The following is a 21746-nucleotide window of genomic DNA, read 5'->3' as shown; positions in this document are numbered from 1 at the left end:
TCCTCCTATCCGATAGCCTTCAATGGGTCAATCTTCACGATGGTTCGAACGGAGAAGAACGCACCGATCAAGGCAACTAGAATCATTAAGATGCTAATTCCGCCAAAGAACAGCATATTGACCTGAAACGGCACCGCATCCGGCAGCACCAAGGCTGTCCCCAAAGTCGCGCCTAAACCAATGACGACACCAACCGTCGCGAGTAAAAAGGTTTGGGCGATCACGGAATTTGAAATGTAGCGGCTGGAAATTCCTTGAGCCTTCATGACACCAAAGATTTCAGCTTTTTGCATCGTTAATACGTAAATAAATATTCCGATGACGATCGCGGCTATCACGATCAAGAAACCGATCATAAATCCAAAGGTCAGGACCTGCGCGCTGTATCCAGGCAGATCATTGATAAAGTTTTTGATGCTGATTTGATCCAAGTCATCAGGAACCGACTGAACATCCCCGCGAGTGATGATCGCATTGATTCGTGTATTTTCACTCGTCCCCTGTGTTTCAAAACGAATTTCCTGATACGCACCGATCGTCGTGTAAAGAACAGGTGCGACGTTAAACTTGGCGTTATCTGTAAAACCAACGATTTTCAAGGTTTTATCATTTCCCGCCATTTTGACTGTCTCGCCTAGCTTTAGCTGGTACTGATCCTTCAATGAAATGTCTGCCACTGCTTCTTCATCAGAGGAGAACATCTTTCCGCTTGTCAGCTTAGGTGCTAAAAATTGATCCTTGTCAATGCCGAAAAAGCTGACATCAATTTTTTCTCCGCTGTCGCCTTTTATGACGCCAGCCGTTTGTGCGAGATACGCTTTTTTATCTGCCTTCACCTCGTCAAAGGTTTTCAGAGGAATCATCGACATATTTAAATTATTGTTTGCTTCCTCAGTTAAAAGGATGTTATCCGCATTCCATTTGTCTACCGCGGTCCGATTGTCCTGCGCCAGCCCATAGGCCAACCCCGTCAAAAAGAACACTAGGTAAGCAATCAAAAACATGACACCCATTACTAGCGTATAACGCAGCTTGGAATGTTTGATTTCATTAATCGCTAAAAACATAGTTGTAACCTCCGCTTATCACTTGATAAAATTACCGTAACACGATTTAATTTTTTAGGAAAATATTTTGCTTAGCAATGAAGCCGCAAGACAAAAAATGCAACCTGCAGGTAATCGCAGGTCGCATCAGTCAATTTAAAGATTTCTTTTTCGATAAAGAACCACACCGCAGATAATCGCTGCGAGCAAACACAAGCTGGCATTGATTTTTAAAAGCAGCAATAATTCTACCTTCTGTAAGCCTAACAAGTAATTGCTTAAAAAATGAAAGAGTATCGGAATCAATAAATTGCTGTTCCGCTGATAAAGCAGTGTGATGATGATCGATTGAGCAACGCACCAAAGCGTAAAGAATAAAACGTATTGCAGCAGGTCGGTTCCGCTATAGCCAGACATGAACCACAAAGGAAGATGCCAGCCAGCCCAAATCAAACCTAAAAGGATCGACATCGTTAATGGCTGAAAATTTTTTAACAGCTCCTCCATGAGAAATCCCCGCCAGCCCAGCTCTTCTCCCAAAGGGCCTCGAATACTATGATTGAGCATCGACGATAGTAAAAAGCCTGGAGATAAAATCAGCAGGTCTTGAATTGGCTGCTTCAAAATAGTGGACACAATAAGTAAAGAGCCCGCTAAAAACAGCAGATGGATGCTTATAGTTAACGCTACTGTCTTCAAATTTAGCGGTGTCGAAAATTTCGTTGTGATAAATTTTTTTAAATCAGTGTTAGGGCGCAATTTTTTCCAGAAAATCACCACTGCCAGTGTGGGTGCCCACGAAGAAAGAATCTGTAAACTATTGGCTGGCTGTGTACTTCCTGTTGCAACCATGAGACCGCCAATCGCCAGGATCATTCCCCAAAAAATCAAATACGTATATAAAATAAATCTTTTCGCTGCTTTTGTCATTGTTATTCCCCCTATTTCTTATCTGGCTTTAAGTATAGAGGCGGGGGCTGCCCCCGGGTCAAGCGGCTATTTTACAGGAACAAAAATTTCTAGTACAGCTTGTTCATTTCGATCCTGGTAGGTGACCATTTTGGTGAAAACAAAGGCTTCTCCAAGAGGTTCCAAGTTCTTTTCTAAGGAGTAGTTTAAAATTTTTTCAAATAATTGATGCGCCATCTCTTCACTGTTTTCTTCGCCTAAGGTCTCAGTCACGATCAGCCGGATGCAGCGCGAAGCATTTAAATACTCTTTGCCCTCCTGTAAGCAATTATCACTAACTTCTTTGACAATCAGCATTCGGGAGTGATTGAGTCCAGTCTCATCAAACGCAAAGCTTCGAACAATTGAAGAAAGAATATCTTCATTTGAACAATGAGCCAAAATTTGATGGTATTCTTCGAAGGCATCAAATTCACTGAATGAGCCTAACACCTCATATAACGGCATGCGTTCAAGGGTGAGACAATCTAGTGTTTCTGCCAGCTCCTGCTGAAACATCGCCAGCTTGTTGATTCGATCTAAGGTACTGGAGTAGTACTGAAGCTTCTCCTCCATCTCCAGTTTTTTCTGCTGCATCAATTGCGGGAAATCCAGTTCATTAAAATTCTCCTGCAAATTTTTGACCTCGTTGATCGAAAATCCCCGTTTACGATAAAAATCGATCGTCAAGAGACGATAAATATCAGCAAAACGAAATTGGCGATAGTTATTATAGGTATCCTTTTCTGGTTGGATGAGCCCTTTTTGCTCATAGTGGCGCAGCGTATCCCGTGTCATACCAGTAATTGACAATAAATCATTGGTCAGATATTTTTCTTCCATCTTTCCCGCTCCTTTCCTGTTAAACGATTATTATAGCGTATCCTTGGTATTGTTTGCTTAATAATTTCAAAAGAAGTGATAGAAACTGGACATGCATCGTCAAGTTTTCTATTGTACACTAAAGTCATAGGAGGGTGAAAAAATGAATATAAAACAAGAGCTTGAAGCCGTTTTTGGCGCGGATGAACAGATTCATTTGAACGATATCGAAATAGATCCGGCAACGATAAAGGCGATTATGATCAACGAGGTCGTTCCCGCATATCCGGGAAATGATTTTTACGGTCCTGAAGATGCTGCCTACATGGAAACCACGATTCCGCTCTTTCAAAAGGCTGGGATTGAAGTAACAACGATTCAGGATATTTTGTCTAAGGGTATTTACCTAACGAATGCCATTAAGACCCCTAAAACAGAAACGACAGTCGCTAATGCGAGTATCGACAGAAGCCTACCTTACCTAGAAAAGGAACTGTCGCTTTTCCCGAATGTTCAGGTCATCATGCTGATGGGAGACGTAGCAAAAAAATGCTTTAATAAAATTACTAAAAAAGCGACTAAAAAAAATGCCGTTCCCGCAATCTCTACCTACAAGTTGCGGAACACAGCAATTTATTATCAAGATATTCGAATCATGCCCTCATACATCATGACCGGCAAAAATATTTTGATTGAAAAGTCTAAGGTCCAAATGGCGTGTGAAGATCTTGCCGTCATGTTTGAGATCATTTCCTAATAGTTCGAGTTGAAACGAAAAAAGCCAAACAAGCCGCCCCTTTCATTTTTGAAAGTGAGACGTTTGTTTGGCTTTCGTTTTGTAAAGTTTTTTTCAAAAAGACTTTACGATTTGAATGTTTTTACTTGTTTGGTTACTTTGAATAATTCTCCTGCAAAAAGGTCCTCATATCTGTCGGAGCATGGCCAGTGATCGTTTCAAAATCATTGGTTACCCCGCTTAGCATGCCCAGCGCGCCGCCATGATACATCGAGGCCAACTCGTTGCCATCGCCATCCCCTTTGTAAATCTCTGCAAATGTCGTGAGACTTACCGGCTGATAGCCGATTGTTTTATCGGTAACGGCACTCATGACAGCAGCCAGCTCGGGCATTGAATAGCTGTTCTTCTGACTTAACAGATAAGTCTGTCCCCTATCTCTCAGCTCCGGTTGAATCGCTAATTGGGCAAGCGCCTCTGCGCTATCGTCTAAAGAAATAAAGGATAGCTTCTCTGCTCCGACTGGATAGATAATGTTTTTGCGTTCAATCAACTCAGGCAAATAAGGCACCAGTGGATCCGCATATAATGCGTTTTTGACGATCGTATAGGCGAAATCGGAACCTGCCAAGCGTCTTGGCGCATAGCCATAATAAGGCGACATAGTAAAAGGATTCTTTTCTTGATCCGCAAAAAAGCTGACGAAGACAATCTTTTTAACCTTTGCATGTCCCATCGCGGTCAATGTGTTTTCCAATTCCTGCACGCGTTGAACAACATCATACGTTTTACTAGGAATGTAGATCAATAAATCGATTCCTTGGAGCGCTTCAGTCATACTTGCGCTATCCGAATAATCTCCTTGTCTCACTGCAATCGCTTGTTCCTGTAAAGCTTTTGCCTTGCTCATCGAGTGTACGATTGCCACAAGGTCTTTTTTCTCCACTAAAGCAGTTAGCTTTTTCACTACACGACTTCCCAGATTCCCAGTGGCACCAGTCACCGCATATTTCATCTCATTCACCTCTTCTATCTGATTAATCCAACAGCTCCTTGAATCCCGCTTCCAAGCGGATCAATGGCCGGCCTAATGCTTTTTCAAAGTCATCGGAAGCAACGTCCAGCTGATTGTTCTTAATATCATATTGAAAAGACAGGAATATTTCTGCTACGGATTGAGGCATTCCATTTGCGACAAGGTTCTCAATAAAGCCTTGATCATCTGAGCCAATGACTTCAAAATCCTTTTCCGTGGCTTTTTTCAAGCTGTCCGCTAAAGCAGCATAGCTGATTGGCTTGCCGGAAAGCTCTAAAATAGCGGGATAATCGGTTCCTACTAGTGCCTTTGCGGCAACCTCTGCATATTCCCGTTTCATCGCCCAGCCAGTTTTTCCGTCACCTGCCGCGTAAACGAATTTTCCGCCCTTTAACGCGGCATCAACTATCGGCATTTCATTTTCCAAGTACCAGTTATTACGCAAAAATGTATGCGGGATGCCAGTCTTTTCAATCAATCCTTCGGTAAAAATGTGATCCGCAGCCAAAGGACTGGTTGCTTTATCCGCGCCAGCAAAGCTCGTATAGGCGATATAAGAAACGCCGGCTTCCTCTGCGGCTTCGACTACATTCGCATGTTCTTCCTGCCGGTTGCCAGGTGCTCCGGAAACGAATAACATGCGATCGATTCCTTCCAATGCTTTTTTCATCGAAGCCTTATCTGCATAATCGCCAATGCGTATATTCACACCGGCTTCCTTTAAAACGGCTCCCTTTTCTTCACTTCGAACCAAAGCAAAAATATCAGAGACTGGCACCTCTTCTTGTAAATAATTTAACGCATAATGGCCAAATCCACCGGTTGCTCCTGTGACTAAATACTTCATATGATCCACTCCTTATTTTTTAGCTGTACATTTATAATTTACACCTTTAATCATAAGTAGTATGATAAGATATGTCAAGAAAGAAATGTTGAAAGGAGCAGATAGTATGAAGTATTCGGTACAATTCAGTGACGCGATCCACATTCTTGCTTACATCGAAATCTTTCAGGGAACCGATGCCCTATCCAGCGAAATGATCGCCGGCAGTGTGGAGACCAATCCAGCAAATGTTCGCAAAATCATGAGTCAGCTAAAAAAAGCGGAGCTGATCCATACACAAATTGGCAAGCCGACCCCTACCCTCGCAAAAGCTCCGGCAGAAATCACTTTATTAGAGATCTATAAAAGCATTGAGGGAAACACAAATCTGATCCAAGTCGATCCGAAAACCAATCCTAATTGTATTGTCGGCGCAAATATCCAGGATGTGTTGAATGAAAAATACGAGGAACTTCAGAAAAAAGTAGAGGATGAGATGAGGAGCATCACACTTGCTGCTCTCGTTCATAAAATTGCCCAGCTGGAAATGGAAAAAAGACCGGAAAATAAAGAGATTCTTCAAGAATATCTGTAGCCTAAAAAAGGACAAGCGAAAAGTCTTTTTGAAAAATACTTTACAAAACGAAAGCCAAACGATCATTTTACTTTAAATTACGAAAGTATTTGATCATTTGGCTTTTTATTTATGTAGCTGATCAAAAGCGTTTGAACACTTCGATCAGTCCTATGATTCTTCGTTGAAGCGTTGCTTACTTTTTTGATAATCACTGGGTGAAATGCCCATCTCTGCTTTAAAGACCTTAGCAAAATAATTACCATTTGCCATACCAACAAGCTGAGCAATCTGATGAACCGTTCGCTGCCCATCGGCTAGAAAGGGCAAAGCTCGTTTGATGCGATATTTTTTTAGATAGGCCATAGGTGAAATACTGTAGGTCTTCTCGAATAAACGGATGGCTTTGTATCTGGATACCCCAAACTGCTCTTCAACGTCCACCAGCCCCACGTCACTTTGATAGTGCTGCTCCAAATATTTTTTTATTTCCTTCGCTAAGGGGTATTTTTCTACCCGCTTCGTCAGCAATTCCTTTTTTAACGCCAAGATCAAGGAGTATGCCAATTGAGTATTCTCAAAAAAGGGCACCTCTGAGCAAGCTTTTAGCTCAGCACACAATTTTATTAGCAGTTCTTGAAACTCCGGCGAACTGGCATGATGGGTCTGATTGATTGGATAGAATAATTGAAGCACTTCCTTGGAAAATTCTAAATATAAAAACTGCCAATCCTCCTTCCCGTAATAACGGCAATCGCTAGGAATTTCAGCGAGAAAAAAACTGCCTCTTCTCTGAATGCTGCGCTGATCTCCTGATTCAAAGTAGCCGATACCAGCCAAAGTGTATTGCAGTACGACTTGATGATCTTTTCGGTCCTTATTCTCCCAAAAGTAGTGTGCATCGCCGTGCCCTATGCCTATTCCCTTCAAGAAAGGCAGATTGTAGTTATCCATATAATAGTATGACTGAGAAAAATAATTCTGCAATTTTCTACCCGCCCAATCTAAATTATTTATTCTTGTTCCCGCAAGTCGGATTCCTTATGCTTACAGTATATAGTAGAAAGGAGTAGATTTCATGCCGATTTTATTTGATTCAGAAAAGGAAATATTTCATTTATCCAATTCAGCGATCAGCTATGTCATGGGGATTGAAAAAGAAAAATATATTACTCATCGCTATTTTGGTCGGACACTGCCCTTTTATTCCGGCAGCAATGCATTGCTACAAATCGATCGCGGATTCGCCACAAACCCCGATAAAGCTGATCGCAGGTTCTCATTAAATTCTTTGCTGATGGAAACCAGTACACAAGGCACTGGGGATCATCGCATCAGCAATTACCAGATTCGTCGATCAAATGGAACGACGGTCACTAATTTTGTTTATCACACGCATTCGATTTTTACAGGAAAGCCTTCTTTAAAGGGATTACCCAGTTTACGCGCTGCGATTGCTGAAACGCTGGAAATTGTCCTGATTGATGAAATTCAGAAGCTGGAGATGATTCTTAGCTACACCCTTTTTGAAGAGTATCCAGTTATTACCCGCAGTGTTCGCTTCGTTAATCACAGTGAGGACACAGTTTTTCTTGAAAATGCCGGATCGATGATGATCGACTTTCCTCGTAGCGATTTTGACATGGTTACATTGAACGGATCTCATACAAATGAAGCGAACATCAGCCGGCAGTCGTTACATACGGGCGTTCAAAAGATCGAAAGTACCCGCGGAACAAGTAGTCCGCAGCACCAGCCGTTTTTAGCCCTGGTTGATGCTAAGACAGATGAATTTCAAGGGGAAGTCTACGCGTTTCATCTGGTTTATAGCGGGAACTTTACGGCTCAGGTAGAGGTGGAGCAATACGGATCGAGCCGCGTGCAGATAGGAATTCAGCCGGAGACCTTTGAGTGGTGTCTAGGGCCGAGTGAAGACTTTCAAACACCTGAAGTTGTTATTAACTATTCGACTAGTGGTTTGAACGGCATGTCTCAAACCTTCCATCACCTTTATCAGAATCACTTGGCTCCTGCTCCGTGGCAAAAGCAAGAACGATCGATCCTGTTGAACACGTGGGAGGCAAATTACTTTGATTTTCATGAAGCCGATCTGTTAAAACAAGCAGATTTGGCTAAAGAGACTGGAATCGAGCTTTTTGTTTTGGATGATGGCTGGTTTGGTCAGCGAAACGATGATACGACTTCCTTAGGAGATTGGTTTGAGAATCAGGAAAAATTACCGCAGGGCATCGTTGGTTTAGCAGAAAAAATCCATCGAAAAGGATTGACGTTCGGCTTATGGTTCGAGCCGGAGATGATTTCTGAAAATAGCCGTCTGTTTGAAGCGCATCCTGAGTGGGCGCTGCAAGTACCTGATTATCCGCTGACAGAGGGGCGCAGACAGTTTGTGTTGGACTTGAGTCAAGCGGCTGTTCAAGAATATTTAATCGCGGTTCTAAGCAAGTACCTGTCTACAGGTAAAATCGACTATATCAAGTGGGATATGAATCGCCATCTGACAGAAGTAGGCAGTTTGGCCTACCCAGCAGAGCAGCAGAAGGAAATTTCTCATCGATATGTATTGAGGCTTTATCAGGTGCTTGATACGATCACCAAGTGTTTTCCCAACTGTCTATTTGAAAATTGTTCAAGCGGTGGCGGTCGTTTTGATCCGGGGATGATGTATTATATGGCTCAGACCTGGACCAGTGATAACACGGATGCGCTTTGCCGCAGTAAAATCCAATATGGGTACAGCCTTTTGTATCCGCCGATTATGATGGGCGCGCATGTTTCACCGGTACCGAATCATCAAGTCGGTCGTAAAACATCTTTGCATACCCGAGGCCTGATCGCTATGAGCGGTAACTTTGGTTATGAATTAGACTTAACGAGTTTAGCGAATACCGAAAGAATAGAAATTATGGAGCAAATCAATTTTTACAAGGCTCACCGCCGATTGCTCCAGTTTGGAAAATTTTATCGGCTGCGTTCGGCCGATGAATACTTTACCTCTGCGTGGCTGATCAAGAATGACACTGAGGCGATGATCTTCTATTTTAACGGACTAGCTCGTCCAGCGGTTCCTGTGAACTACTTAAAAACTCGCTATCTGGATGATCAAGCAGCTTACAAAAATACGGAAACCGGTGAGATTGTTTCCGGTGCTGAATTAAACGATGCCGGTATCGCGATTCCGCGAATCAAAGAAGATTTTTCGACTTTGCTGTTCCATTGGAAAAAAGTATAAACTAAAAAGCTTTCCCCGCAACTTATGATCGCTGCGGGGAAAGCTTTTAGTTGGATCGTCGAACAGCATATGCCTCGTAGGGCGCTAATTGGTGCCACTGCTCGGGTCTTTCAGGACAATTATGGATCAGGATCTCATGCTCGGCTAAGGTCTGAGCCACTTTATACTTCTGGACCGTTTTAGAGAAATTCACGACAACCGTTAATTCTTCTTCATCGTCAAAGCGCTGATAGGCTAATACCAACGGATTATTTGTTTCTACTATTTGATACTCGCCATTTGTGATCACATCAAATTGTTTTCTCAGAGTTATCAATTGTTTATACGTGTAAAAGAGCGAATTTTCATCAGCAAGGGCTGCCGCCGCATTGACTGTCCTGTAGTTAGAATGTACGGGCAGCCAAGGCTTTTCCGCAGAAAAACCAGCATTGAGCTGCGTGTCCCACTGCATCGGATGTCGAGCATTATCTCGTCCCTTAGCATTGATTGAAGTAATCAAATCGTCGATGGGGTATCCTTGCTTTAATCGCTCGTTGTACATTTGAATGCTTTCAAGATCATCCACCTCTTGAATCTCTTTGACAGGATAATTGATCATTCCAAGCTCTTCTCCTTGATAGATATAAGGAGTCCCCTTCATGAAATGAAGATAGATCGCCAGCATTTTTCCGCTGATTTCCCGATACTCGTCCGAATCATCGCCCCAACGAGAGATGATTCGCGGTAAATCGTGATTGTTCCAAAATAAGGAGTTCCATCCTTTTTGGTCTAATTTGATCTGCCACTTTGAGAAAACCTCATGAAGTTCGTAGGGATTCAATTCTTTCAGGTCCCATTTGCGTTTTCCCGGCTGCTTATCCAGATTGATATGCTCAAACTGGAAAACCATCGACAGCTCATCTCTGTCAGGACTTGAATACAATTCGGCGATCTCAGGGGTCGCTCCCCATGTTTCTCCAACCGTAACAACATCATAGTTTCCAAAGGTTTTATGGTTCATTTCCTGCAGCAGGTCATGCAGCTTCGGCCCATTTTGAGTGATTTCATGATCCGGCTCTTTACCAATCAAATCAATCACGTCTAAACGGAAGCCGCCAATCCCTTTTTCTAGCCAAAAGTTCATCATATCCCAGATGGCTTGTTTCATCTTCGGATTTTCCCAATTCAAATCTGGCTGTTTTTTAGAGTGCAGGTGCAAATAATATTCATCAAGATGAGGAACATAGGTCCAGGAAGAACCGCCAAAATTAGATTTCAAGCCATTGGGCGGACCACCAGCAACAGGTTTTCGCCACACATAAAAATCGTGGTAAGGATTATCTTTACTTTTTAAGGCTTCTTGAAACCAGATATGCTCATCAGATGTATGATTTACGACTAAATCCATAATGATTTTAATTTTTCGACTTTCTGCTTCTTTGATTAAACAATCCATATCCGCCATTGTTCCGTATTCAGGGCCGATCGCTTGATAATCACTGATATCATAGCCGTTATCATCATTGGGAGAAGAATAGACTGGACTCAGCCAGAGGGCGTCTACTCCTAAAAAAGCCAGATAGTCTAATCTTTGGATGATTCCCTGTAAATCTCCGATCCCGTCGTTGTTGCTATCTTGAAAGCTGCGGGGATAGATCTGATAAATGACCGCCTTTTGCCACCATTTACTGCTCATAGGCTTTACTCACCGCGAGAATATCTTCGCCTTCAGCAACGTTCTTCTTGTCTAATGGACTGATGTCGCTATATGCAGGTGAATTTGTGACCAAAATCATGACTGTATCATCATAACCGGCGTTCTTGATTGCTTCTCTGTCAAAGGTTCCCAGCAATTCCCCTTTTTTCACTCGTTCCCCCTTCTTTTTATTGGTCGAGAAGAACTTCCCTGCAAGATTGACTGTGTCGATTCCGATATGAATGAGAATTTCTGCCCCGCTATCTGCTTGAATGCCATAGGCGTGCTTCGAATCGTACATAACAGTCAGAACACCATCAGTTGGAGCAAATAATTGATTACTATCAGGTACGATCGCGATCCCCTTCCCCATCATCTCTGTTGCGAAGACTGGATCGTTCACTTCTTTTAACGGCACAACCTTTCCAGCCACGACCGCTGCTAATACATCATCTTGAACACCCGCAGACTGATCAGGCTTCTCATTGATCATGACAGCTTCTTCCGCAGCAGCGGCATCTGTTACAGGTACATCCATTTTTTTCTTTCCATAAACAAATGTCAGTACGAAACCTAAAACAAAACTGATTACTACGCCAATCATAAAGAATGGAATTGATTTAGGTGCGATGGAGATAAAACCGATCACACTTGCTGGGCCCATCGCTACGGATAATACATGGAAAAGTCCCAATGAAACACTAGCGACTCCTGAAGCGATCATGGCACAGACAAACGGGAATTTTAGTTTTAAATTAATCCCGAAAATCGCAGGTTCTGTGATTCCAAGCAGTGCAGAGATACTTGCTGAGGAAGCCAAGCTTTTTTGCTTTTCATTTTTTGTTAAAACAAAGATGGCCAATGCTGCAGCGCCTTGAGCAATGTTTGCCATTGATGCAACAGGGAAAATGAAGGAACCGCCTGTCCGTGCTACATCTGCTAATAAGGTCGTTTCGATTGCCGGGAAACTTTGGTGAAGTCCGGTAATCACGATTGGCGAATAAAACAGTCCAAAAATTCCTAAGCCGACCGCTCCAGTTGCTTGATACAACCACACTAGTCCATCTGTAAGACCATCAGAAACGATTCGCATTACAGGACCAACGAAAATGAAGGTTAAGAAACCGGTAATAATAATTGCTAACATTGGTGTGAATGTATAATCGAATGCGGCTGAGATTTTCTTGTGGAAGAATTTTTCCAACGTGGCTAAAATCCAAGAAACGGCTAGTACGGGCAATACAGAACCTTGATATCCGGCCTGCGCCACTTGCAAACCAAAGATATTCCAGTAGGGCATGGATCCTTCGGCAATCGCATTTGCGACACCATAACCATTGATCAAATCAGGCATGACCATTGCCATCCCCATCGCAGCTCCTAGATAACCATTTCCCCCAAAACGTTTTGTCGCTGAGAACCCGACTAAAATTGGAAGAAAGGCAAACGGTGCAGAAGCTAACAAATTGATAATACTGGCAACGTCTTTAATATTTGGAAACATTTCTACCACTGATTGCGGACCAAACAAATTCTGAGAGGTCAATACGTTGTTGATCGCCATCAGCAAACCGCCGGCGACTAGGGCTGGAACGATTGGAACAAAGATATCCGACAGCACTTTGATAAATGCCATCGCGGGATTGACCTTCTTCCCTTCAGCGGCGACCGCTTTCAAATCTTCTGTAGAGGCCTCCTTAACATTTGTCAACTTGACTAATTCGGCATAAACCTTGTTTACATCTCCTGGTCCAATAATAATTTGAAATTGACCATTCGCTTCAAAGGTTCCTTTTACATCCTCGTTGTTATCCAAGGCTGCGTGATCCACTTTACTGGGATCTTTTAGTACTAAGCGTAATCGTGTAGCACAGTGAGCGGCTGCTTGAATATTCCCTTCCCCCACTGCTTTGTTGACCTCTGCTGCTACCTTCTGATGATTCATTATTTAGCTCCCTCCTATTGTAATCGCTTTTTTCACCTTTATCATACAGCATATTCCAGAAATGTCAAACGTTTATCAAAAATATTTTTTAATCACTTTTAAAATCTCCTGTATGTAGTTAAATCAATAATTATATAAATGATATACGTTTGACAATTGTGGATTTTTGAAGTATCTTATTAGCAAACGAAGGCGTTTTCTTAATAATTGGCTGGACCTATGAGTCAGCCTAGAAAATAGTTCCTCTACCTATGGAAGGAGAAACAAACATGGACTTAATTAAAAATTGGACTGACGATCTGCGTTACCTCCCTTATGATCAATGGGATACGTCTTACCAAACAGCTCTAAATGAAATTGTTCGCGGTTCAAAGTGGCGGCAAGGGTATCATATTCAACCGGAAAGCGGTCTGCTAAACGATCCGAATGGTTTTTCATATTTCAATGGAAAATGGCAGCTCTTCTATCAGCTCTATCCAATGGGACCTGTCCATGGGGTGAAGTCATGGGCCCATGTTTCATCAAGCAATCTCGTGGATTGGACCTCTGAAGGGATTGCCCTCCTGCCTGATTCTGCTTATGATCAGCATGGTGTTTATTCAGGTTCGGGAATAGTCATTGATGATGAGCTGGTACTAGCCTACACAGGAAATGTACGGGATTCAAATTGGCAGCGAGCGTCCTATCAAATGTTGGCTCACATGACGAGTGATGGAGAGATTATCAAGGATGAGCAACCGATTATTCCTGCTCCGCCTAAAGGGTATACCCATGAATTTCGTGATCCGCAGGTGTTTTTCTACCAGGAGAAATATTGGCTTCTGATTGGTGCGCAAACTGAAGCACTTGAAGGAAAAGTATTGGTTTATTCAGGCGATTCCTTAGAAAGCCTGCATTTTTCAGGGCCTTTAGATTTTACAAACCAGTCGCTGGGCTTCATGGTGGAATGTCCAAATCTAGTGTTTATTGATGAGCAGCCCGTTTTTCTCTTCTGTCCTCAAGGATTGAGCAAGAAAATCATGGCTTACCAAAATATTTATCCCAATACTTATATCGTCGCCGAGACATTCGAAACGGATCGTCCTTCATTAACAAAGCCAAGTCCATTAATGAATTTGGATTACGGGTTTGATGTTTATGCCACACAAGCCTTTAACGCACCTGATGGCCGGGCTCTGGCAGTAAGCTGGGTCGGCCTTCCTGAAGTGGAATATCCTAGTGATTCAGAGGGTTGGGCACACTGTTTAAGCATCATCAAAGAATTGCAGCTCAAGGATGGGCAATTGTATCAAAAGCCTGTCAAGGAGCTAGTCGAGTTGAGACAGGAACAAACGCCTATTGAGGGAAGACTCGTTTCACAGCCCCTTGCGCTTGCTGAAAAAACCAATAACTGCTATGAATTGATGCTCCATTTTTCCAACGATAGTCAAGGAAGGCTGCACCTTTATTCAGATATGCAAAGGGATCACTCATTCACCATCGATTTTGATACAAAAAATGGTATGATAAGTGTAGACCGCACACACACAAGCCATACCTTTGCTCAGGATTACGGAACAACTCGAAGTCTTGCACTTGAGAAGGAGAGTCCTTTGTCATTACAAATTTTTGTTGATCATTCGGTTTGCGAAATCTTTGTAAATGGCGGACAAGCTGTTTTTACTGCCCGGGTATTTCCAAATGAAGCGGAAAAAAATGTTTATCTTGAAGGAACTTCTGGCGATTTTACCGGAGATTTCTGGTGCTTGCGGAACATGAAAAACGATTAAGGAGTACAACGATACCATGGCAATCAAATTGACGGATGTTGCAAAAAAAGCAGGTGTATCCCCCACTACGGTCTCACGTGTGATCAATAACTACGGATCACTAAGCCAAAAGACCATTGATAAGGTGCATCTGGCCATGAAGGAGTTAAACTATCAGCCGAATTCTCTTGCCCGTTCTTTGCAGGGGAAAAATACCCAGCTGATTGGACTCATCTTCCCGACAGTTTCGAATCCTTTTTTTGGTGAACTCGTCGATAAACTAGAAGCCACGCTATTTGAACAAGGCTACAAAACAATTCTTTGCAATAGTGCCAATAATAAAGAAAAAGAACGTGCCTACATCAATATGCTTTCAGCAAATCGAGTGGACGGCATCATAGCCGGTGCCCACAACTTAGGAATTAAGGAATACGAGGATATTGGACTTCCGATCGTTTCCTTCGACCGTTATTTGTCTAAGAATATTCCGATCATCGGGAGTGATAATTTTCATGGCGGCTATTTGGCAACGGAGAATTTATATCTGCGAGGCTGCAGAAAAATCGGTATTCTGACTGGCAGCTTGAAGTCGCATTCGCCGACAAATGGACGTTTGGAAGGATACGAGCAGTTTTTATCAGAAAAAAAGCTAGAACCGCGAGTCTTTAACATTGATTCGAGGGCAAGCTCAATGGCTCTTAAAACCTTAGAAATCAAGCGGATTTTAGAAAATGAAGAGCTGGACAGCTTGTTTTGTACCGACGATATGACTGCAATACTGGTCTATAATATCTGTCAAGAAATGAAGATTTCGATTCCAGAGGATCTGAAGCTGATTGGGTATGATGGAACAAAATTTGTCCAAAATTATTTTCCTCAGTTGTCTACAATCGCTCAGCCCATTTCTGATTTTGCTGATTTGCTGGTCGATCTGTTGATCCAACGTATCACAACTCCAGATAAAAAGCTGGAACAATATTATTCACTGCCGATAAAGCTCATTCAGGGGAAAACGACTTAAAGAAGCAGCAAAAATGATACAAACAAAAAAGCCAAATGGTCATATTACTGTTGATTTCGACAGTAAATGATCATTTGGCTTTCCTTTTGTAAAGTATTCTTCAAAAAGACTTTAAACTGGCAGCGAGTGAAGTCTGTTTAAAAGGGAACCTGCTTCTTTCGAAACTTCACCAGAATAATGATTGAAAGCACCAGTAAACACAGCTTAGTCACCGGAATACTCGCCAGTGCAAAGAAAACGATTTTTTGGCTATACGCGGCATTCATTTTTATCAAAATAGCCATCATAGGAAGCAGCAAAGCGAAAATTTCAATCGTATAAAAGATCAGAGAAAGAAAGATCAGCTTTCTTTTGGCGGGGGAATCCTTATTCATTCGAAGACAAGTAATCTCACAAACAAAACCGACGATATGTAAAAAGCCGATAAAAAATGGCAGTCCAATCAAAGGTGTCAAAAGGAATGTCCCTCGTGAAGCAATCATAAAAAAGCCAAAGCTTACCAGCAAGATAAAGCTGATGATCGCGTATATAATCGTATAAATGGCCGTAGCCTTTGTGAAATTCAGCATGATTGCCTCCTTCATTTTGGGAAATGCCTGTCCCCATAAAATAAGTATACGGTAAAAAGCATGGCAGCACACCCATAAAAATAGAGCATTGATAGCTCAGGCCAGCTTATCAATGCTCCTATCTAGAATCCTTTTACTAAAGAAATTACTTTTCCGGTACTGTCAGTTCGTCGCTGATAATGTTCTTTTTAGCCTCCGAAACAGCTTGATAGGCTTCTTCAGACAGCTGGCCTTTTGTCAGATCGACGCCCTCTTCCTTTAGACCAAAAGTCAGATGCTTTCCACCAGGGAACTTTCCATTATAGGAGGTTTCCGCAAATTCCTTAACGGCTGCTCCCACGTTCTTTTTCGTGGAGGTTAGAGTGAAGTTGCCAGTTTCTCCATTTTCGAGCTTATAGTCACCCTCATCTTCTTGATCGCGATCGACACCAATGACCCAAACCTTTTTACTATAATCATTTTCATTACGGGCCTTCGCCTCTTGGAAAACGCCGGCCCCCGTACTTCCTGCTGCTTGATAAAGAATATCGGCTCCATCTTTATACATCGAAGCAGCGATGGCCTTTCCCTTGTCTGGTGAGTCAAACGATGCGGCGTATTGGACGTTCACAGCTATTTCCTTGCTCTGAGCGTCTGCTCCTGCTTTGACTCCTGCCTCAAAACCGCTTTGAAAACGCTGGATGACGGGCCCTTCCATTCCGCCGATAAAGCCTACTTTATTACTTTTAGTCGTATAGGCAGCCGCTAATCCTGCTAAATAAGCACTTTCCTGATCCTTAAAAGAAGCAGAGGAAATGTTCTTTTTGCCTGATACCTCCCCATCTACAAGTGCAAATTTTAATTTCGGATTTGCTTCTGCGGCGTTTTTTAATTCCTCAGCTTGCAGATAGCTTAAGCTGATAATCGTAGTAAAGCCATTTTTTATAGCCTGATCAATATTCGTGCTATTGTCCTCGGGATTATTCGTTTCGATATACGTAAAATCTTTTTTAGCCGTCAGCTTTTTGTCCTTTCCCCAAGCTTCAAGCCCTTCCCAGCCAGCCTGATTAAAGGAACGATCATCCACCCCGCCAAATCCCAAAACCAGCGCTATCTTGCTCGTTTCTTTTTCAGATTTTGCCTTTTCTTGATTTTGTGCACACCCAACTAACGTTCCCAGTGAAGCTAGAAATAATAATGAAACAAATAGTTTTTTCACCGTTTTTCTCTCCTTTTATGTGTCTTGACACATTGAGCTTTCAAAAGTATAGCATACCTATATCTTGAAAACTATTCGTTTTTTCCAAAATTTTAGTTATTGGCTCTTCCTTCAGCAAAAAAACACCCTTGCAATGAACAATAATCACAAGGATGTGCGGATTTTCTATGATTTAGCGGGACTGCTGAGATTTTCGGCTAGCTCCTCCAGCGCAGCGACATCATGAATCAAATAACCATTCTTCTTCTTTTCTATGATGTTCGCCTCTCTAAAATTCGTGATCGTTCGTAAAAGATGCCGATAGCTGACATTTAAAATGGATGCACAGGTGGTTAAGCGAAATGAAAACTGGTTGTTTTCGTGATGCTCGAGGATGAACTTTGCCAAGCGAGTCTCGACTGGCTCAGTTAATGAATTGGCTAGGTTGATCCCTGAGTTTAGTCGATAGCTCAACAGCTGGCAAATATTCTGTAAAAAGCGAACATCCTCTTGCAGCTGTGAACGGTATTTATTCAGGGGGATGCTGACGCAGATACAATTTGAGACGGCCTTTACACTGCTTTTGGGCAGCAAGCCCCATAGAGAAGACGCCTCGCCAAGCGGTGTAGCAGGCTTGGCATAGTCGATACAAATATTTTGAGTATCCGAGGAATAGGAATAAACCATTACCGTTCCATCTACTAAAAAGTACAGATAATCAGAAGTCGTTCCCGTTTGAATGAGGTGCTCTTCCTTTTCGAAATACTGCAAAGAAGCCATCGCCAAGAAATCTGAATCCATATAATCCTGCAAATTATGCATCTCAACGTAGGCAGACAGCTGTTCCGTGTCTTGAATTTTTTTCATGAAAAAAGTCACCTCTAAAGAGTTTTTCTTTATTATAGCCTAGAATGTTTTTAGTCTCAATACGAACGATTTTTATATTTATATGTAAATTGTATGTAAAAGTTGTGTAAAATAGGACGTGCGTCACTTCATTATTTTTTATTCCTTGCTATGATTTAGACGTAATAGAAATTACATCCAACAGGAGGAGAAAAATGCAGTTAAAACAGTTAGCAAAAGGGTTTATCGGAGTGATGCTACTTACGGCTTTAGTTGGTTGCGGCTCTGGTAAAACAAACAGCAGCTCAGAAAAGGACAGCAAAGAAAAATTGGTCGTTCAGTTCGTTCCGACAAACAATGACGGCAGTATGGAAGCAAAGGCAAAACCATTTGCTAAATACCTGTCAAAAAAATTGGACCGCGATGTAGAGGTTACTTTAGCTACTGACTATTCAACCATTGTTGAAGCCATGTCTTCTGGGCAAGTAGATATCGGTATCATGCCTCCAGCAGCCTATGTTCAAGCAAAAGATGCTGGCGCTGCCGAAGCGATTCTAACGTCACAGCTAGGTGACTACGATCAAGAAACTGGCCTGCCGTTGAAAGATAAATTGACGAATACCTTTAAAGGCGAAGTTTTGGTTCGTGCGGATAGCGGCTTGAACAAATTGACGGATTTAAAAGGCAAAAATATCGCTACATTGAGTCCAAACTCAGCCAGCGGTTATATTTATCCTGTAGCTGAATTAAAAAATGCTGGGATTGATCCAACAGCGGATACAAAAATGACAACCGTCAATGATATCCCAAGTGAGATCACTGCCGTATTGAATAAGCAAATGGATGCTGCCTTTGTTTTTGAAGGAGCAAGAAACGTATTTGCCTCAAACTTCTCAGACAATGATCTATTCAAGGATTTAAAAGTATTGTACTTAACTGAAGGCGATATTCCCAATGACGCCATCGCGGTTCAACCCGATATGTCAAAGGATTTGAAAGCAAAAATCAAAAAGACCTTCCTTAATATGAAGGATGACGAAGACGGCTCTGAAGCCATGTCTTTATGGGGTCATCAAGGCTATGAAGAAGCTGCCGACTCTGCCTATGATACGATCAGAGACTATACGAAAAAAGCAGCGGAATAAAACAACAGGAAGTGTCAGCAAGTTTATTTTGCTGACACTTTAAAAAATGGAGACGGATCATGATAATTTTTGACAAGGTTTCAAAGGTGTATCCGAACGGCGTTGTAGGTCTGAAGGATATCAACCTAACAATTGAAGATGGCGAATTTGTTTCCATCATCGGTTTGAGCGGTGCCGGTAAAAGTACTCTTTTACGCAGCATCAACCGTTTAGTTGATACTACTAAAGGAGATATCCGTATCAATGGCACCTCTATTACAAAAGCCAACAAGAAGGAATTGCGGCCGATCCGCCGGCAGATCGGCTTGATCTCACAAAGCTTCAATCTTGTGAAGCGCAGTACGGTTCAGAAAAATGTGCTCTCTGGCAGATTGGGCTATTATTCGACTTGGAAAAGTATTTTTGGTCTCTTCACCAAAGAGGATTATCAGCAAACGAAGGAAGCACTGGAAACGGTCGGCCTATCGGATAAATTACAAACACGCAGTGACGAGCTTAGCGGCGGACAGCAGCAGCGGGTTTCGATTGCTCGAGCTTTAGTACAGCAGGCTCCGATTATTTTGGCAGATGAACCGGTCGCTTCGCTAGACCCTATCACTACTCAAAAAGTCATGCAGGATCTGAAAAAAATTAATCAAACAATGAACAAAACCGTAATCGTCAACCTTCATTCAGTGCCGCTGGCGCGTGAGTTTTCCACTCGGGTCATCGCTTTGAATGCGGGTCAGGTCGTTTTTGATGGAACACCGGAAGCTTTGACGGACGAACGGCTGAGTCAGATTTACGGCAAAGCAATTTTTGAAGAAAAGGCAGGCGAATTTGATGAGCTTGAAAGAGACAGTTCACTTTAAGTGGTATAAGCACCTGCTCATTCTTCTATTTCTATTTGCCTGTTTTCAAGGCAGTGCCTGGATAACGGCAGCTGAATTTTCGCAGGTTTTTCAAAATTCTAGTCAGATGACCGCCTTCTTATCGCGGTTTATCCATCCTGATTTCAGTTATTTGCCTAAATTAGTCGAACCGATGATCAAAACACTGCAAATGTCGCTTTTGGGAACTGTGATTGGGCTGGTTTTTGCGATCCCTATCAGCTTTCTAGCAACGACTGTCGTAACTGAAAATCGTTGGCTATCTACGATTTTTCGTTTTCTGCTGGGCTTGGTTCGCACCATTCCTACCCTGCTTTTGGCTGCTCTTTTTGTCGCAATTTTCGGTATCGGTGAAGCAACAGGCGTATTGACGATCGCTGTATTCACCTTCGGCATGGTGTCGCAGCTAATGTTCCAAGCAATTGAGACGATTGATTTCGGACCAATCGAAGCTGCGGCAGCAGTTGGTGCGAATAAAATGCAGATCGCTGTCTGGTCGATCGCCCCGCAGGTATTGAGTCAATTTGCCAGCTATGCTTTTTACGCGTTTGAGGTCAATGTTCGCGCCTCTACCGTTCTTGGTTACGTTGGTGCTGGCGGGATCGGAGTAATCCTGAATTCCTCATTGGCTCTGCTGAATTACGAACGGGTGTCGATTATCATTCTGACGATTTTGATTACTGTCGCACTCGTGGATAAATTGAGCGAGCAGGTTAGGAGGTCCCTTCTATGATGATTCGTGAGATGAGTAGAAAAACGATCCTTTCACTGATCGTCGTAATTATTCTTGTTATCCTTTCAGCAATGACGCTTGACTATTCGGGACTGCGTACTTTTTCACCTTCCATGGGAATGGATGTTTTACGCGGCTTATCTCAACCTGATTGGGGATTTCTCTATGACGGCAGCGGCGAAGACTTGCTGAGTCTGCTGTTGCTGACGATCGGCATTGCCTGCTTAGGAACGATGATTGCCACCGTTTTAGCTATCCCCATCACGTTAATCAGTGCAGTAAATCTATGGCAGGCGCATCCTTGGGTCACTAAGTTAGGGAAATTTATTTGCAATGTGCTGCGTGCCTTCCCTGAGCTGGTTTTTGCCATTATCTTTGTGAAGGTCGTTGGGCCAGGACCGTTTGCCGGTGTCATGGCGATCGGTGTTCATCAAATTGGAATGCTGGGAAAATTATTTACTGAAGAAATGGAAGCAATGGACGAGCGTCTGGTGGAAGAAATGCATGCCGTAGGAGCAAATTTTTGGCAGACGATTTTTTATGTACGTGTTCCCTATCTGATGCCTATCTACTCTTCCCTGGCGTTAAATCATTTTGAGATTGCTGTCCGCAGTGCCGCAACACTTGGGCTAGTTGGAGCTGGCGGAATTGGCGCGCCATTGATTTTCGCGATTCAAACGCGTTCGTGGAGCAAGGTCAGCATAATATTGCTCGGTGTTGTTGTTACCGTGTTTATTTTAGATCAAATAACCGGAATCATAAGAAAGAAATTGAGATAAA

General features: G+C 42.6%; 20 protein-coding genes. 9 read left to right on the top strand and 11 right to left on the bottom strand.

All coding sequences use genetic code 11. From position 1 onward, the window contains the following. Positions 1-5: 5 nt before the first annotated feature. From JZO85_RS09130 to JZO85_RS09120, 3 genes are all read right to left on the bottom strand, one after another. On the bottom strand, positions 6-1067 hold the full coding sequence (locus tag JZO85_RS09130) for an ABC transporter permease (RefSeq protein ID WP_207108202.1): 1062 nt from the start codon (positions 1065-1067) through the stop codon (positions 6-8). A 135-nt stretch (positions 1068-1202) separates the two neighbouring features. Continuing rightward, entirely contained in the window at positions 1203-1976 is a 774-nt protein-coding gene (locus JZO85_RS09125; RefSeq protein ID WP_207108201.1) for a CPBP family intramembrane glutamic endopeptidase, read from the bottom strand. 66 nt (positions 1977-2042) lie between these two features. Next, complete coding sequence (locus tag JZO85_RS09120; RefSeq protein ID WP_207108200.1) at positions 2043-2837, bottom strand: MerR family transcriptional regulator; 795 nt, start codon at positions 2835-2837, stop codon at positions 2043-2045. A gap of 142 nt (positions 2838-2979) precedes the next feature. On the opposite strand from JZO85_RS09120, the gene JZO85_RS09115 reads away from it, so the two are divergent. Then, positions 2980-3573, top strand: coding sequence for a uracil-DNA glycosylase family protein (locus JZO85_RS09115; RefSeq protein WP_207108199.1), 594 nt, complete (start codon positions 2980-2982; stop codon positions 3571-3573). 133 nt (positions 3574-3706) lie between these two features. On the opposite strand, the gene JZO85_RS09110 is transcribed toward JZO85_RS09115, so the two are convergent. Further along, positions 3707-4567, bottom strand: coding sequence for an SDR family oxidoreductase (locus JZO85_RS09110; protein WP_207108198.1), 861 nt, complete (start codon positions 4565-4567; stop codon positions 3707-3709). A gap of 22 nt (positions 4568-4589) precedes the next feature. Beyond that, a complete protein-coding gene (locus tag JZO85_RS09105; protein ID WP_207108197.1) occupies positions 4590-5435 on the bottom strand; it encodes an SDR family oxidoreductase in 846 nt (281 codons plus the stop codon). A gap of 106 nt (positions 5436-5541) precedes the next feature. Between JZO85_RS09105 and JZO85_RS09100 the strand changes: the two genes are divergently transcribed. After that, entirely contained in the window at positions 5542-6009 is a 468-nt protein-coding gene (locus tag JZO85_RS09100) for an Rrf2 family transcriptional regulator (RefSeq protein WP_207108196.1), read from the top strand. Positions 6010-6159: 150 nt separating this feature from the next. Here JZO85_RS09100 and JZO85_RS09095 read toward each other — a convergent pair whose 3' ends face one another. Then, complete coding sequence (locus JZO85_RS09095) at positions 6160-6975, bottom strand: helix-turn-helix transcriptional regulator (RefSeq protein ID WP_207108195.1); 816 nt, start codon at positions 6973-6975, stop codon at positions 6160-6162. Between the two features lie 91 nt (positions 6976-7066). Here JZO85_RS09095 and JZO85_RS09090 point away from each other — a divergent pair, with 91 nt between their 5' ends. Beyond that, positions 7067-9238, top strand: a complete 2172-nt coding sequence (locus JZO85_RS09090; protein ID WP_207108194.1) for an alpha-galactosidase — start codon at positions 7067-7069, stop codon at positions 9236-9238. A gap of 46 nt (positions 9239-9284) precedes the next feature. Here JZO85_RS09090 and JZO85_RS09085 read toward each other — a convergent pair whose 3' ends face one another. Further along, positions 9285-10913: a glycoside hydrolase family 13 protein gene (locus tag JZO85_RS09085; RefSeq protein ID WP_207108193.1), complete on the bottom strand. Its 1629-nt coding sequence runs from the start codon at positions 10911-10913 to the stop codon at positions 9285-9287. Next, positions 10903-12858 carry a sucrose-specific PTS transporter subunit IIBC gene (locus tag JZO85_RS09080; RefSeq protein WP_207108192.1) on the bottom strand — a complete coding sequence of 652 codons (1956 nt, stop codon included), beginning with the start codon at positions 12856-12858 and terminating at the stop codon, positions 10903-10905. Before JZO85_RS09080 ends, JZO85_RS09085 begins: the two co-directional genes overlap by 11 nt. Positions 12859-13127: 269 nt before the next feature. Here JZO85_RS09080 and JZO85_RS09075 point away from each other — a divergent pair, with 269 nt between their 5' ends. After that, positions 13128-14627 (top strand): sucrose-6-phosphate hydrolase, encoded by a 1500-nt coding sequence (locus JZO85_RS09075; RefSeq protein ID WP_207108191.1) that lies wholly within the window; start codon positions 13128-13130, stop codon positions 14625-14627. Positions 14628-14643: 16 nt separating this feature from the next. Beyond that, entirely contained in the window at positions 14644-15627 is a 984-nt protein-coding gene (locus tag JZO85_RS09070; RefSeq protein ID WP_207108190.1) for a substrate-binding domain-containing protein, read from the top strand. A 137-nt stretch (positions 15628-15764) separates the two neighbouring features. On the opposite strand, the gene JZO85_RS09065 is transcribed toward JZO85_RS09070, so the two are convergent. The 3 genes from JZO85_RS09065 to JZO85_RS09055 form a co-directional block, all read right to left on the bottom strand. Continuing rightward, entirely contained in the window at positions 15765-16196 is a 432-nt protein-coding gene (locus JZO85_RS09065; protein ID WP_207108189.1) for a hypothetical protein, read from the bottom strand. 145 nt (positions 16197-16341) lie between these two features. Then, on the bottom strand, positions 16342-17394 hold the full coding sequence (locus JZO85_RS09060; protein WP_207108188.1) for a BMP family ABC transporter substrate-binding protein: 1053 nt from the start codon (positions 17392-17394) through the stop codon (positions 16342-16344). A 165-nt stretch (positions 17395-17559) separates the two neighbouring features. After that, positions 17560-18240 (bottom strand): cyclic nucleotide-binding domain-containing protein, encoded by a 681-nt coding sequence (locus JZO85_RS09055; protein ID WP_207108187.1) that lies wholly within the window; start codon positions 18238-18240, stop codon positions 17560-17562. Positions 18241-18434: 194 nt separating this feature from the next. On the opposite strand from JZO85_RS09055, the gene JZO85_RS09050 reads away from it, so the two are divergent. The 4 genes from JZO85_RS09050 to phnE (JZO85_RS09035) are packed head-to-tail and all read left to right on the top strand — an operon-like array spanning position 18435 to position 21745. Further along, a complete protein-coding gene (locus JZO85_RS09050) occupies positions 18435-19364 on the top strand; it encodes a phosphate/phosphite/phosphonate ABC transporter substrate-binding protein (RefSeq protein WP_207108186.1) in 930 nt (309 codons plus the stop codon). A 59-nt stretch (positions 19365-19423) separates the two neighbouring features. Continuing rightward, positions 19424-20215 (top strand): phosphonate ABC transporter ATP-binding protein, encoded by a 792-nt coding sequence (gene phnC, locus JZO85_RS09045; protein ID WP_207108185.1) that lies wholly within the window; start codon positions 19424-19426, stop codon positions 20213-20215. Next, on the top strand, positions 20187-20966 hold the full coding sequence (phnE, locus tag JZO85_RS09040; RefSeq protein WP_207108184.1) for a phosphonate ABC transporter, permease protein PhnE: 780 nt from the start codon (positions 20187-20189) through the stop codon (positions 20964-20966). The genes phnC and phnE (JZO85_RS09040) overlap by 29 nt, the downstream gene beginning before the upstream one ends. Next, positions 20963-21745 carry a phosphonate ABC transporter, permease protein PhnE gene (gene phnE, locus JZO85_RS09035; protein WP_207108183.1) on the top strand — a complete coding sequence of 261 codons (783 nt, stop codon included), beginning with the start codon at positions 20963-20965 and terminating at the stop codon, positions 21743-21745. Before phnE (JZO85_RS09040) ends, phnE (JZO85_RS09035) begins: the two co-directional genes overlap by 4 nt. Position 21746: the final 1 nt, after the last annotated feature.

Origin of the sequence: Candidatus Enterococcus murrayae (assembly GCF_017315985.1) — a bacterium.
Lineage (GTDB): Bacteria > Bacillota > Bacilli > Lactobacillales > Enterococcaceae > Enterococcus_A > Enterococcus_A murrayae.
Note: the sequence above shows the minus strand (reverse complement) of the source record. Positions and strands in the feature narration are given on the sequence as shown.